Consider the following 13,226-nt stretch of genomic DNA (forward strand, 5'->3'; position numbering starts at 1 on the left):
CACCGGTTCCCCCAGTGCCGACGACGGCCCATAATGGCCGGCATTATACGGACCTTCGCCAGGCCTTGCGCCTGGCAGGCACCCAGTTTTTTCGAGGAGATTTCCCATGGCCGTCGCGCTGAGTACATTGGTCGAAGAAGCCGAGCGCTACCTGGGCAGCAGCAGGATCCAGGACTATTGCCCCAATGGCTTGCAGGTCGAAGGCCGGCCGCAGGTCGGGCGCATCGTCACGGGCGTGACCGCCAGCCAGGCCTTGCTCGATGCGGCCGTAGAGGCTCAAGCCGATCTCGTGCTGGTGCACCATGGTTATTTCTGGAAGGGGGAAAACCCCTGCATCACCGGCATTCGCCAGCGACGCCTGAAAACCCTGCTGAACAACGACATCAGCCTGCTGGCCTTTCACCTGCCGCTCGACGTCCACCCGGAAGTGGGCAACAACGTGCAGCTGGCGCAACAGCTTCAGATCACCGTCGAGGGCCCGCTGGATCCAGAAAACCCCAAGGTAGTCGGGCTGGTCGGGTCGCTGGCCCAACCCATGACTGCCCGCGATTTCGCCCGACGCGTGCAGGATGTGCTGGGGCGTGAGCCATTGCTGGTCGAAGAAGACAGGGTCGTTCGTCGTGTAGGGTGGTGCACCGGCGGCGGGCAGGGCTACATCGACACCGCGATCGCCGCCGGGGTGGACTTGTACCTGACCGGCGAAGCGTCGGAACAGACCTACCACAGCGCCCGCGAAAACGGCGTGAGCTTCATCGCCGCAGGACACCATGCGACCGAGCGTTACGGGGTGCAGGCATTGGGCGATTACCTGGCACGGCGTTTTGCCGTGGAGCACCTGTTCATCGATTGCCCCAATCCGATCTGACCGGCCTGTCGGCGCAGGCCAGATGATGGATCAGCGGGCTTGAGCGCCAACCCGCAGCCCAAACCCGCAGTCATATGGTTAGACGCTTTCGATCTATCCAGGCGTCTAAATAGAATCATCTGCTGTGATAGAGTGGCTCGCTCGAACACGGCCCGCTGGCCGTCCATAAGATCGTTTTTCGTGAGTAGCCATGGTCGACAAACTGACGCACTTGAAACAGCTGGAGGCGGAAAGCATCCATATCATCCGCGAGGTGGCCGCCGAGTTCGACAACCCGGTCATGCTGTACTCGATCGGCAAGGATTCCGCCGTGATGCTGCACCTGGCGCGCAAGGCTTTCTTCCCGGGCAAGCTGCCGTTCCCGGTGATGCACGTCGACACCCAGTGGAAATTCCAGGAGATGTACCGCTTCCGCGACAAGATGGTCGAGGAAATGGGGCTCGACCTGATCACCCACGTCAACCCAGAGGGTGTGGCGCAGGGCATCAACCCGTTCACCCATGGCAGCGCCAAGCACACCGACATCATGAAGACCCAGGGCCTCAAGCAGGCACTGGACAAGCATGGCTTCGATGCCGCTTTCGGTGGCGCCCGCCGCGACGAAGAAAAGTCGCGAGCCAAGGAACGCGTGTACTCCTTCCGTGACAGCAAGCACCGCTGGGACCCGAAGAACCAGCGCCCTGAGCTGTGGAACGTCTACAACGGCAAGGTCAACAAGGGCGAGTCCATTCGTGTGTTCCCTCTGTCGAACTGGACCGAGCTGGACATCTGGCAGTACATCTACCTTGAAGGCATCCCGATCGTGCCGCTGTACTTCGCCGCCGAGCGCGAAGTCATCGAGAAGAATGGCACCCTGATCATGATCGACGACGAGCGCATCCTCGAGCACCTGTCCGAGGAAGAGAAAGCCCGTATCGTCAAGAAAAAGGTGCGTTTCCGTACCCTGGGCTGCTACCCGTTGACGGGCGCCGTGGAGTCCGAAGCCGAGACGCTCACCGACATCATTCAGGAAATGCTCCTGACGCGCACTTCCGAGCGTCAGGGCCGGGTCATCGATCACGACGGCGCCGGGTCCATGGAAGACAAGAAACGCCAGGGCTATTTCTAAGCTTCAAGCGGCAAGCTGCAAGAGCAGTCGAACGCGCTGCGTTCGAACCTTGTGGATTGCCGCCTGCATGGCCCGCGAGCGCTCCAGAATGCCAAGTGGGTTGATCAACCTAATTTCTAACTAGTTGTACGCCGACAAGCTTGCCGCTTGAAGCTGACAGCTTGGAGCTTGAATGAGATGAGTCACCAATCCGATTTGATCAGCGAAGACATCCTCGCTTATCTGGCTCAGCACGAGCGCAAAGAACTGCTGCGTTTCCTGACCTGCGGTAACGTGGACGACGGCAAGAGCACCTTGATCGGGCGCCTGCTGCATGACTCGAAGATGATCTACGAGGACCACCTCGAAGCCATCACCCGTGATTCGAAGAAGTCCGGCACCACGGGCGAGGAAGTGGACCTGGCGCTGCTGGTCGATGGCCTCCAGGCCGAGCGCGAGCAGGGCATCACCATCGACGTGGCCTACCGCTACTTCTCCACGGCCAAACGCAAGTTCATCATCGCCGACACCCCGGGCCACGAGCAGTACACCCGCAACATGGCGACCGGCGCGTCCACCTGCGACCTGGCCATCATCCTGGTCGATGCGCGCTACGGTGTGCAGACCCAGACCCGCCGCCACAGCTACATCGCCTCGTTGCTGGGCATCAAGCACATCGTGGTCGCCGTCAACAAGATGGACCTCAAGGGCTTCGATGAAGGTGTCTTTGAGTCGATCAAGGCCGACTACCTGGCATTCGCCGAAGCCATCAACCTGACGCCGAGCAGCCTGCACTTTGTGCCGATGTCCGCGCTCAAGGGTGACAACGTGGTCAACCACAGCGAACAGTCGCCGTGGTACACCGGCCCGACCCTGATGGAAATCCTGGAAACCGTGGAAGTGGCGGCCGACCGCAACTTCACCGACCTGCGTTTCCCGGTGCAGTACGTCAACCGCCCCAACCTGAACTTCCGTGGTTTCGCAGGCACCCTGGCCAGCGGCGTGGTGCACAAGGGCGATGAAGTCGTCGTGCTGCCGTCGGGCAAGAGCAGCCGGGTGAAGTCCATCGTCACCTACGAAGGCGAGCTGGAAAGCGCAGGCCCGGGCCAGGCCGTGACCCTGACCATGGAAGACGAGATCGACATCTCCCGTGGCGACCTGCTGGTGCATGCCGACAATGTGCCGCCTGTGACCGACCAGTTCGAAGCCATGCTGGTGTGGATGGCCGAAGAGCCGATGCTGCCGGGCAAGAAGTACGACATCAAGCGTGCGACCAGCTACGTGCCGGGTTCGATTGCCAGCATCACCCACAAGGTGGACGTCAATACCCTGGAGAAGGGCGCTGCCAGCGCCTTGCAACTGAACGAAATCGGTCGCGTCAAGGTGTCCCTGGACAGCGCCATTGCGCTGGACGGTTACGAGAGCAACCGCACCACCGGTGCGTTCATCGTCATCGACCGCCTGACCAACGGCACCGTGGGCGCCGGCATGATCATCGCCCAGCCCGTACTGCCCCATGGCAGCGCCGGGCAGCATGGCAAGTCGGCGCATGTCTCGACCGAAGAGCGCGCCCTGCGCTTTGGCCAGCAACCGGCAACCGTGCTGTTCAGCGGCCTGTCCGGCGCCGGCAAGAGCACCTTGGCCTACGCGGTGGAGCGCAAGCTGTTCGACATGGGCCGCGCCGTTTACGTACTCGACGGGCAGAACCTGCGCCATGACCTGAACAAGGGCCTGCCACAGGATCGCGCTGGCCGTACCGAGAACTGGCGCCGCGCCGCCCATGTGGCGCGCCAGTTCAACGAAGCCGGCTTGCTGACCCTGGCCGCGTTCGTGGCCCCGGATGCCGAAGGCCGTGAGCAAGCCAAGGCGCTGATCGGCAAGGACCGCCTGGTGACCGTCTACGTCCAGGCCTCGCCACTGGTCTGCCGCGAACGCGATCCGCAGGGCCTGTATGCGGCCGAAGGCGATAACATTCCAGGCGAAAGCTTCCCGTTCGATGTGCCGCTGGACGCCGATCTGGTCATTGATACCCAGGCCACCAGCGTGGAAGAAGGGGTCAAGCTCGTGCTGGATGTGTTGAGGCAGCGTGGGGCGATCTGACGGCGTTTGACGCTTAGGCTTTATTGCGAGCTACGCTCGCTCCTACGGGTTTTACTTTCCTGCAGGAGCGAGCGCAAGCTCGCCACCTTCCATCTGCACCCAACGCTTGGGCCCCGCCAATATCGCCTCCTCGCTCAGCAAACATCCATTCAGCGCCGACTTCAGCGCATCAACGTCCAGCCGCTGGCCGATGAACACGATTTCTTGACGGCAATCACTCACGTTTTCATCCCATTTTCCCATGCTCGCTTGGCGCCGATAGGCTTCCAGCGGCCACTGAGGTTGCTCGACGAAGCGCCACCAGCGCCCTTGGTATTCCCATTCGAACCGGCCACCACTCAACGCTCAACAGCAACCCGATTTCAAACCCGGCTGGCCGGGCTGGCCGATCAGAAATCGCCTTTATCGCGCAGCAGGTGGCCGTTTGTCCCGGCTGTTCGAACAAGCTTCGCAGACGTAGTGGATGGAAGGACGCGTTCGCAGGGGTACGGAATCCTCGCAGTCAGCAGGGCAGGGAACGCCGGGATGGGCGCCACACTAGGTGCTCGAGCGCAGGCTTTGGTCACCGCAAGTCGGTGAACACCGGGAGTTGGTTGGAAGTGCGCCAGGCTACAAGGGTTGCCAGCACCTGCTCAGCGGTTCGCTCATAGGCGGGATCAAGGGGGTAGATCAGGTCTGAACCGTCGGGATGGTCTACAGCCTCGATGGAAATGTTCGAGCTGCGCGTCTTGGTATGCTGTCGTTCCAGTGGCGGACATTATCGTTTGGATCAGCGTCAGGAAGTCGGCTGCGGTGTAGTCGACCAGGCGTTTGGGCGGGAGTTGCTCCACTGGCGTGGCGCGGCCGCAACACCTTTAATTGAGATCATGGCATTTCGCTTCAGGGCCGTGGTTGCAAAGTTCGTAGGATCTTGAACCCTCAAGGGTTTGATGAAACGGCGCACGGGACGGCCAACCCTCTTTCATAGGATTCAATTGGTAAGTCCCGAACTGTTTTGAAAAGGTCGCGTCGTTGGCATAGGTGCTCCACAAGGCGGACTTGAAATCGGCAAATGTTTCAAACTGTTGGCCACGGAGTTTGGTCTTGATCTGTTCTGGCAGGTGTGTGTTCATTCATGACTCGCTGTAAAGGCAATAGTGTTTTTCGACTGGCGCGGATAGTGCGCGAGTAGTATTCATAATATCGCGCGGGGGGGAATGCTTTCCGGGGCTGACTGAATGTAGGTGAACGCCGAACCGTAGGATTTTTTCTGGGGTTTGGGATGGTGGTTGATAGGCCCTGGTTGTCCAGAGCCTTATGGCTTCAAGGAGTTTTGAAGCTTTCTTTTTCATTGGCTAATCGCCAAGCCTTGACAATTTCCAATACTTCGCCAGGTGCTCCGGTATTGCTCCCAACAGGCCTGAAGAATAAGTCGCTACCACTGGGATGCTCGGTAATGCGTTCAAAGTGCTCAAGTAGTGGGTCGAGTATACGGTCTGGCTCATCTTCGATCGCACGGTTTATCTCGAGTAAGAAGTCAAGGAATTCCTGTTCGGTATAATCGCGATAACTGCCTTTTAAGATCATGGCCTTTTCCCATAATGAATGCTGTTATGAATGAGAGGTGTCAGAATGACTATATTGTTCATGTCGTATACGCCACCATTTTGACTAATGGGGATCACATGGTGTAACTCATAAGATCGCTTGCTTTTGTATTCATCTTGCTTATCCACCCTGGGTGAATAGCCGTGCTTTCTCATTCGGCGAAGTTCTTGAGGGCTGAAGTGTTTAGACAAATCTGGGTCGTTAGCTATCTCCTTCCAAAACCGTCTTCTAAAAGCATCGAAACTCTTGAACTCCCTACCTCTGAGTTTATCCGCGATCTGAGCCGGGACGGGAGCACCTTCCGGGCGTCTCGCATCCTGGCGCCAGGTTTCGGAGGGGACGGCACCTGTTCCCACAGATGTACCCGACTCATACCTCGGACTTTTCAGCACTACCAACAGAGGCGGCAGCCCTGAATCCGCGGGGAACGTGACAATCAGCCGTTCCTGGTCCAGCAAGTCCAAGGCGGGATAGCTTTCCGCTTCGGGGGTAACAGGGTTCAGGCTGGACCCTGTGTACACAATGATCCCTTCTGGTACCTGTGGTAAACCGGTGGGGCCGCCCAACTCAGCCCCCGGTGGACTAGCCGGCGTCCAGGTCAAGGTGCGCTGCGGGTTCTCCAGCGCCACGATGTAGACACCTCGTGCGCTATCCCATCTGGCGGCGCGGACAGGGACCGAAGCGCGACCAGCTGTTATGTGCAACTTGAGGTCAGTACCTTCTTCGCTGCCCGATAGCAGGTACGGAAGGTCCAGTTGCGGTAATGACAAGGAAAGCGCTTCTAGGTCTGGACCCTCTGGCGGCACCAAATCTCTCAGCGGGATACCGATCAGGTATTGCCGGTCGCTGTTGCCCAGATTGGATGGCCATGCCAGAGACATGGTCGCGACAAGCGCCGTGGTGCCGGTGGCCAAAACACTGGCTATCGCTGTGCGTATTGCGGCTTGCAGGCCTGCATATGCGGTTGACAGGTTGCCGAACGAGGCTGACCCGATCGGCAGTACCAATGGCAACGAAGCAGCATCGCGGGCGGGGTAAGCATATGTTCGGCGCACGCGTTCTTCCTGCTGCTTGCGCATCGCCTCGGCCTGCTGCCTGGCTTTGTCTGCACGGCGTTCAGCTGCAAGTTTTCGCGCAGCTTTTTTTGCCTGTCGCTCTGCCAGCGCTTCCTTGACCTTACGTTCAGCTTCAACCCGCTGGGCTGCTCTGGCGGCCCTTGCTGCCTCCTTGGCCTGCTGAGCCTGCTCCCTGCGCAAGCGGAGCATTTCGGCTTTTTCAGCTGCCTCTCTGGCTTTGCGTTCTGCTAGGACCTTTCGTTGGGCCTTTTTTGCCAGTCGCTCTTCCCTGGGGCGTTCAATTGCCTGAAGCTCCCCAGGAACCCACTTGTGTATGAAGGCTTGCTCCTTCGCCCGGAGATCTGCCTGAGCTTTTCGCCTGGCTGCTTCCGCTTCGGCCTGCTGCTGAGCAGCTTGGTCTGCAGCGGCCTGCTGACGAGCTGCTTGCGCCGCAGCGGCTTGTGCCTCAAGCAGAGCGCTTTGTTCGATTGCATGTCTTGCCAACAGCTGCTCTGCAACCTGGGTACGTTCAAGCAGGTTCTGAGTAGCGCTTGCGTAACGCTCCAGAAACCGTATGGATTCGGTGAGCGACATTGCCAGGTGGTAGTCTTTCCACAACGGGCCGGCCCGACGGTTGCGTTGTTCATCTACAAGGTGCTGCAAAGCTTCTGTTTGCGGCTTGGACAGCGGGCTTGTGATCTTGGGGTTGGATGAGGAAAAGGCGGGGATGGCCTGGCGTTTGGCGGCGATCAACGCGTGCGCGGCGGCAAGGTGCGCGGCGAGGTTGTCGGTCAGCTGCTGCCCTTCCAGTCCAACGGTACTGACTATTTCGTGCTGGAGAAAACTTGGCAGGCCGTCGAATTGGATGGCTCTTTCCACGTGGATCTGGCCAAGCCTTCTGGTCACAACTTCAGGCAGGTCGATGCCGGGCTCTTCAAGCTCGATACGATCCAGCGCGGCAGCCAGTGGCGCAAGATCCGCCGCATGCACTGCCAGTGCGCTCGCTTTGAGGTGCAACCTGTAAGAGCCATCGGCAGACCTGTTCAGCCGTGAGTACAGTTCGTTGGCGAACGCCTCCCCTTTTTCTGTAAAGACACCCGGGTCATAGATCCGGGTCATCATCGAGTCCGTGCGCTTGTAGAAAGAGGGTGCCCCGTAGAAGCTCACAGCATCCGGCAAGTCCTGCAAGTAGCCCCTACGCGTGTCGCTTATCAGTTCCGTAAGCCGTCTTTGTTCCTCCTTCAACTGGCCGAGCGTGGTGGTTGCTGAGGCGCTTGCGGCCTCGGTTATGCTCGATCTCTGCTGTGCTATTTGCGCGGGCAATGCCTGAATGGAGGCGGCATACTTGGCATCATGGTCCTGCTCGATGCCCTTGCGCTCGATATCGAGCACGCGGCTGGGGGCTAGTTCGTGTGTGTCTATTACACGAGGTGGGCTGGTGCCACGTGGGCGCCCTGCATCCAAGCCCCAGCCACCGAAGCCGAATCCACCGCCTCCGCTGATTGGGGCCAGTGGCATCCGGTCCGGGGCGGTGTCGCTGATCCAAAGTGCCTCGGTCAAGTACAGCGGGGGGTGTACGTAAGTGGGTTCAAGTACAACGGGGTTGTTTTTGGCCATGTAGTCAGCTCCTGATCTCTACATGGCCAGCTTTTCGTAAGGCAACCTTCGCAGATATCGGCTGCCGGGTAATCAATCCGTAAGACACTTCCCTCGCGATGGAAGGGCGTATCTAGCGATGGTTCTCCCATACCGGAACCACGCGTCTTTCCTTCACCGCCTTATAGGAAAAACTCGAATAGATCTCCTTCACTCCCGGCAGACGCTGAAGCACCTCACGGGCAAATTCTCCGAAGGCCTCCAAGTCCCTGGCCACGATTTCCAGCAGAAAATCGTACCGCCCGGAAATGTTATGGCAGGCGACAATCTCGGGTATCTCCATCAGTCGCTGCTCGAACGCCAGCGCCATCGGTTTGGTATGGGAATCCATCATGATGCTGACGAAGGCAGTTACCCCGAACCCTAGCGATTTGGAGGAAAGCATGGCCTGATAGCCGGTGATATAGCCGTTCTCTTCCAGCAGCTTAATCCTGCGCCAGCAGGGCGAAGTGGTCAGCGATACCCTGTCGGCGAGCTCGGCGACGGTGAGGCGAGCGTTATTCTGCAAGGCCGCGAGCAGTGCGCGGTCGATGCGGTCCAAGGGTGCAGGCATGCTTTGCCCTCAAGTACTCACATTTATTGTTTTTGTTCCAAAACAGCGACGCTGGCTTGGTCATTTTGGAAAAATTCTGGGGTTGCCCTGGCATAAGCTTAGATCAAACCAACAAGAGGCTGTTGCCATGCGCGACTCCCGTCACGACAACGGTTTTTCAACGCGTGCCATCCATCACGGTTACGACCCGCTAGCGCACGGCGGCGCACTGGTACCGCCGATCTACCAAACCGCTACCTATGCCTTTCCAACCGTCGAATACGGCGCGGCGTGCTTTGCCGGTGAACAGGCCGGGCATTTCTACAGCCGTATCTCCAACCCCACGCTGAATGTGCTCGAAGCGCGCATGGCGTCGCTTGAGGGCGGGGAGGCGGGCCTTGCGCTGGCATCGGGGATGGGCGCCATCACGTCCACGCTCTGGACCCTGCTGCGCCCGGGCGATGAGTTGATCGTCGGGCGGACCGTGTATGGATGCACCTTTGCCTTCATGCACCACGGCATCGGGGCGTTTGGCGTGACGATCCGCCACGTCGACCTCAACGATACCGACGCACTGCGCGCCGCGCTCAGTGATAAGACGCGCATGATCTACTTCGAGACCCCCGCCAACCCGACCATGCGGCTGGTCGATATTGCCGCCGTGGCCGAAGCGGTACGCGGCCGTGATGTGCTGGTGGTGGTCGACAACACCTACTGCACGCCTTACCTGCAAAGGCCGCTGGAACTGGGCGCTGATCTGGTCGTGCATTCGGCCACCAAGTACCTCAGCGGCCATGGCGATATCACCGCCGGCTTGGTGGTGGGCCGTCAGGCGCTGATCGATCGGATTCGTCTGCAGGGGCTCAAGGACATGACAGGGGCGGTGCTGTCGCCTCAGGACGCCATGCTGCTGATGCGCGGAATAAAGACCCTGGCCCTGCGCATGGACCGGCATTGCGAAAACGCCCGGCAGGTCGCCGAGTACCTGTCGCGTCAGCCGCAGGTGGAGCTGATCCACTACCCAGGCTTGCCGACGTTCGCACAACACGACTTGGCCAAGCGGCAAATGCGCCTACCCGGCGGCATGATCGCTTTCGAGCTCAAGGGCGGCCTTGATGCTGGACGCCGCTTCATGAATGCGCTGGGCCTGTTCGCACGCGCCGTGAGCCTGGGTGATGCCGAGTCGTTGGCCCAGCACCCGGCAAGCATGACCCATTCTAGCTACACGCCCGAAGAGCGGGTGCAGCACGGTATCTCCGAGGGGCTTGTGCGTTTGTCGGTAGGGCTTGAGGACATTGAGGACCTGCTGGCAGACGTGCAACAGGCGTTGCGCGCCTGCTCATGAGGTGCGAGGAAGCGCTACCTGATGCCTTGTCCAGACTGGGCGAGGGCATTCTGGCGGTGCTGGCGAAAGAGCCAGCGTATCCAAGAGGAGCGTCACCATGAAAGTATCTGCATACCCACTCGATCTGATCATTCGCCATGCTGGCGGAGATGACGATGAGGGCGGTCATTCCTGGCGCAAGCCTTGACCTGAAGGGCGTTCCCCGCCCTTGCAGGGGGCGCCTGGTCGATGTTGATCGTGCATTGAAAAAGGCCTCTTTCGAGGCCTTTTTCAATGTTCAGTGCTTCAGACCATAGCTCTCGTCGAGCATGCCCGGCGAGTTGGGCGTTTTCGGCGCGTAATCGCGCGGCACTTCGGCGGTATCCCTGGGCGGCGTCAGGCGACTGTGCGGGCCGTGGGAGCTTTCCGAGTGCAGCGCTGCCAGCAGGCGTTGACGCGTCACTTCGTCCAGGGCCAGGTTGTTGGCGCCATCGGCCAGGTGATCTTGAACATCCTGATAGCTCTGATTGAGCTTTTTGACCAGTACGGCGGTGCTGTTGAAGTGCGTCACCACCTGGTTCTGGTAGCTGTCGAAACGCTGTTGGATGTCATCGAGCTGGCGCTGGCTGCTGCTGGGCGCAGCGTTGGGCAACAGGCGCGCCACGACGAAACCGACGACCACACCGATGACCAGGGCCAGGGTAGGCAACAACCAAACAAGGAGCGAGAGTTCCACGAGTCCTTCCTCTATAAACGGCTTTGCTTTACGTTAACGGCTCAGACCTGCGCTGTATACCGCGAGCGATCGCAAATCAGAACAGAATTCCTCACCTAGACGAATCGACCTCCCCCAAGGTCACGGAGTAGTGCCTTGCTTGTCCGCGAAACCCCTCTGTTCATCGACGGCCCCAGTGGCCCGCTCGAAGCCCTCTACCTGGACGTGGCAGACGCCCGTGGCGCCGTGCTGATCTGTCATCCCAACCCGGTCCAGGGCGGCACCATGCTCAACAAGGTGGTTTCGACATTGCAACGCACGGCCCGGGACGCCGGGTACGTGACCCTGCGTTTCAACTACCGCGGCGTTGGGCAAAGCGCCGGCAGCCATGACATGGGTGAAGGCGAGGTGGCTGACGCCCAGGCCGCGGCCGCCTGGCTGCAGGCGGCGCATCCCGGGCTGCCCCTGGTGTTGATGGGCTTTTCCTTCGGCGGCTTCGTGGCGACCGCCCTGGCTGGCCGCCTGGAAGCCGAAGGCACTGCCTTGCAGCATCTGTTCATGATCGCTCCGGCCGTCATGCGCCTGACCGATCAATTCCCCGTGCCGCAGCGGTGCCCGGTGACCCTGGTGCAACCCGATGCCGACGAGGTCGTTTCACCGGCGCTGGTTTACGATTGGTCCGACAGCCTGTCACGCCCCCATGAGCTGCTGAAAGTGGCAGAATGCGGACACTTCTTCCATGGCAAGCTGACCGACCTCAAGGATCTGCTGCTGCCGCGACTTTCGAACCGAGCCAAGCCTGAATAAGCGAACACCCATGACCACGCGTATCCTTACCGGTATCACGACCACCGGCACTCCGCACCTGGGCAACTACGCCGGTGCCATCCGCCCGGCCATCCGAGTCAGCCAGCAGCCTGGCGTGGACTCGTTCTACTTCCTGGCCGACTACCACGCCCTGATCAAGTGCGACGATCCGCTGCGCATCCAGCGCTCGCGTCTGGAAATCGCCGCCACCTGGCTCGCCGGTGGCCTGGATCCGGACAAGGTGACCTTCTACCGCCAGTCCGACATTCCGGAAATCCCCGAGCTGACCTGGCTGCTGACCTGCGTGGCGGCCAAGGGCTTGCTCAACCGCGCCCATGCCTACAAGGCATCGGTGGACAAGAACGTCGAAAACGGCGAAGACCCGGATGCCGGCGTCACCATGGGTCTGTTCAGCTACCCGGTGCTGATGGCGGCGGACATCCTGATGTTCAACGCCAACAAGGTGCCGGTTGGTCGTGACCAGATCCAGCACGTGGAAATGGCCCGCGATATCGGCCAGCGCTTCAACCACCTGTTCGGCCAGGGCAATGAGTTCTTCGCACTGCCGGAGGCGGTCATCGAGGAAAGCGTGGCCACCTTGCCCGGCCTGGATGGGCGCAAGATGTCCAAGAGCTATGACAACACCATCCCGTTGTTCACCAGCGCCAAGGACATGAAGGATGCCATTTCGCGCATCGTCACGGACTCGCGCGCGCCGGGTGAAGCCAAGAACCCGGACGACGCGCACCTGTTCACGCTGTTCCAGGCCTTCTCCACACCTGAGCAGTGCGCCGAGTTCCGAGCCGAGCTGGAGCAGGGCCTGGGTTGGGGCGAAGCCAAGCAGCGACTGTTCCAGTTGCTCGACGGCCAGCTGGCCGAAAAGCGCGAGTATTACCATCAGCTGATCGCGCGGCCTGCGGACCTGGAGGATATCCTCCTGGCAGGCGCGGCCAAGGCGCGCGCCATCGCCACGCCATTTCTGGAGCAATTGCGCGAAGCCGTTGGCCTGCGCTCGTTCCGCAGCAGCGTACAGGCCACGGCGAACGTCAAGAAGAAGGTCGCCAAGAGCGCGCGCTTCGTCAGCTTCCGCGACGAAGACGGGAGCTTCCGCTTCCGCCTGTTGGCTGCCGATGGCGAGCAACTGCTGTTGTCGCGCAGCTTTGCCGATGGCAAAAGCGCAGGTGCCGTGAGCAAGCAGTTGCAACAAGGCGACGGGGTGGATATCCGCGCCGAGGGATTGGGCTTTGCTGTGTGGCTCAAGGATCAGCCGGTTGCCGACGGTGCGCCGTTCGACAGCGAACAAGCCCGTGATGCTGCCATCGAGCGTCTTCGCGCAGCGCTTGAGCCGCAACAGGACTGACCGACGGGTGGGAGGTATCCGCCCACTGGTACTGTGATCAGGGTAGCCTCATCGGGTCTCTGGTGCCGGTATGAGGCATATTGACGCAAGTCGCATTGCCATTAGGCGGGCCGCTCGCTACAGTGACGGCCCGTTTTT

General features: G+C 60.3%; 13 protein-coding genes. 6 read left to right on the forward strand and 7 right to left on the reverse strand.

Going from position 1 to position 13,226, the window contains the following annotated elements:
* Positions 1-106 precede the first annotated feature (106 nt).
* The 3 genes from PFU01S_RS10870 (at position 107) to cysN (ending at position 4,052) form a co-directional block, all read left to right on the forward strand.
* Complete coding sequence (locus PFU01S_RS10870) at positions 107-865, forward strand: Nif3-like dinuclear metal center hexameric protein (protein ID WP_027914461.1); 759 nt, start codon at positions 107-109, stop codon at positions 863-865.
* Positions 866-1,055: 190 nt separating this feature from the next.
* Positions 1,056-1,973 (forward strand): sulfate adenylyltransferase subunit CysD, encoded by a 918-nt coding sequence (gene cysD, locus PFU01S_RS10875; RefSeq protein ID WP_023534492.1) that lies wholly within the window; start codon positions 1,056-1,058, stop codon positions 1,971-1,973.
* Positions 1,974-2,150: 177 nt separating this feature from the next.
* Positions 2,151-4,052: a sulfate adenylyltransferase subunit CysN gene (gene cysN / locus PFU01S_RS10880; protein ID WP_027914462.1), complete on the forward strand. Its 1,902-nt coding sequence runs from the start codon at positions 2,151-2,153 to the stop codon at positions 4,050-4,052.
* Between the two features lie 51 nt (positions 4,053-4,103).
* On the opposite strand, the gene PFU01S_RS10885 is transcribed toward cysN, so the two are convergent.
* The 6 genes from PFU01S_RS10885 to PFU01S_RS10905 form a co-directional block, all read right to left on the reverse strand.
* The gene (locus PFU01S_RS10885; RefSeq protein WP_028687193.1) at positions 4,104-4,394 is read right to left on the reverse strand and encodes a GTP-binding protein; all 291 of its coding nucleotides are present in this window, start codon (positions 4,392-4,394) and stop codon (positions 4,104-4,106) included.
* 220 nt (positions 4,395-4,614) lie between these two features.
* Complete coding sequence (locus PFU01S_RS22815; protein WP_353888273.1) at positions 4,615-4,800, reverse strand: bacteriocin immunity protein; 186 nt, start codon at positions 4,798-4,800, stop codon at positions 4,615-4,617.
* A 106-nt stretch (positions 4,801-4,906) separates the two neighbouring features.
* Positions 4,907-5,164, reverse strand: coding sequence for a pyocin-S2/colicin E7-DNase domain-containing protein (locus PFU01S_RS22145; protein WP_154665195.1), 258 nt, complete (start codon positions 5,162-5,164; stop codon positions 4,907-4,909).
* A gap of 190 nt (positions 5,165-5,354) precedes the next feature.
* Positions 5,355-5,618: a bacteriocin immunity protein gene (locus PFU01S_RS10890; RefSeq protein WP_028687194.1), complete on the reverse strand. Its 264-nt coding sequence runs from the start codon at positions 5,616-5,618 to the stop codon at positions 5,355-5,357.
* Positions 5,615-8,311, reverse strand: a complete 2,697-nt coding sequence (locus PFU01S_RS21420) for a pyocin-S2/colicin E7-DNase domain-containing protein (RefSeq protein WP_050437991.1) — start codon at positions 8,309-8,311, stop codon at positions 5,615-5,617. Before PFU01S_RS21420 ends, PFU01S_RS10890 begins: the two co-directional genes overlap by 4 nt.
* Positions 8,312-8,423: 112 nt before the next feature.
* Entirely contained in the window at positions 8,424-8,903 is a 480-nt protein-coding gene (locus PFU01S_RS10905; protein WP_028687195.1) for an Lrp/AsnC family transcriptional regulator, read from the reverse strand.
* A 127-nt stretch (positions 8,904-9,030) separates the two neighbouring features.
* Between PFU01S_RS10905 and PFU01S_RS10910 the strand changes: the two genes are divergently transcribed.
* Positions 9,031-10,227 (forward strand): methionine gamma-lyase, encoded by a 1,197-nt coding sequence (locus tag PFU01S_RS10910; RefSeq protein ID WP_027914464.1) that lies wholly within the window; start codon positions 9,031-9,033, stop codon positions 10,225-10,227.
* 277 nt (positions 10,228-10,504) lie between these two features.
* On the opposite strand, the gene PFU01S_RS10915 is transcribed toward PFU01S_RS10910, so the two are convergent.
* A complete protein-coding gene (locus PFU01S_RS10915) occupies positions 10,505-10,942 on the reverse strand; it encodes a Z-ring associated ZapG family protein (protein WP_023534478.1) in 438 nt (145 codons plus the stop codon).
* 135 nt (positions 10,943-11,077) lie between these two features.
* On the opposite strand from PFU01S_RS10915, the gene PFU01S_RS10920 reads away from it, so the two are divergent.
* Positions 11,078-11,728: an alpha/beta hydrolase gene (locus PFU01S_RS10920; RefSeq protein WP_027914465.1), complete on the forward strand. Its 651-nt coding sequence runs from the start codon at positions 11,078-11,080 to the stop codon at positions 11,726-11,728.
* Between the two features lie 10 nt (positions 11,729-11,738).
* Positions 11,739-13,088, forward strand: a complete 1,350-nt coding sequence (locus tag PFU01S_RS10925) for a tryptophan--tRNA ligase (RefSeq protein WP_028687196.1) — start codon at positions 11,739-11,741, stop codon at positions 13,086-13,088.
* Positions 13,089-13,226 lie beyond the last annotated feature (138 nt).

The organism is Pseudomonas fulva NBRC 16637 = DSM 17717, assembly GCF_000730565.1.
Classification (GTDB): Bacteria; Pseudomonadota; Gammaproteobacteria; order Pseudomonadales; family Pseudomonadaceae; genus Aquipseudomonas; species Aquipseudomonas fulva.

What these genes read in the sequence shown, in the direction of transcription:
- PFU01S_RS10870 (WP_027914461.1), top strand. Translation starts at nt 107, where the DNA reads ATGGCCGTCGCGCTGAGTACATTGGTCGAAGAAGCCGAGCGCTACCTG.
- cysD (WP_023534492.1), top strand. Translation starts at nt 1,056, where the DNA reads ATGGTCGACAAACTGACGCACTTGAAACAGCTGGAGGCGGAAAGCATC.
- cysN (WP_027914462.1), top strand. Translation starts at nt 2,151, where the DNA reads ATGAGTCACCAATCCGATTTGATCAGCGAAGACATCCTCGCTTATCTG.
- PFU01S_RS22145 (WP_154665195.1), bottom strand. Translation starts at nt 5,164, where the DNA reads ATGAACACACACCTGCCAGAACAGATCAAGACCAAACTCCGTGGCCAA.
- PFU01S_RS10890 (WP_028687194.1), bottom strand. Translation starts at nt 5,618, where the DNA reads ATGATCTTAAAAGGCAGTTATCGCGATTATACCGAACAGGAATTCCTT.
- PFU01S_RS21420 (WP_050437991.1), bottom strand. Translation starts at nt 8,311, where the DNA reads ATGGCCAAAAACAACCCCGTTGTACTTGAACCCACTTACGTACACCCC.
- PFU01S_RS10905 (WP_028687195.1), bottom strand. Translation starts at nt 8,903, where the DNA reads ATGCCTGCACCCTTGGACCGCATCGACCGCGCACTGCTCGCGGCCTTG.
- PFU01S_RS10910 (WP_027914464.1), top strand. Translation starts at nt 9,031, where the DNA reads ATGCGCGACTCCCGTCACGACAACGGTTTTTCAACGCGTGCCATCCAT.
- PFU01S_RS10925 (WP_028687196.1), top strand. Translation starts at nt 11,739, where the DNA reads ATGACCACGCGTATCCTTACCGGTATCACGACCACCGGCACTCCGCAC.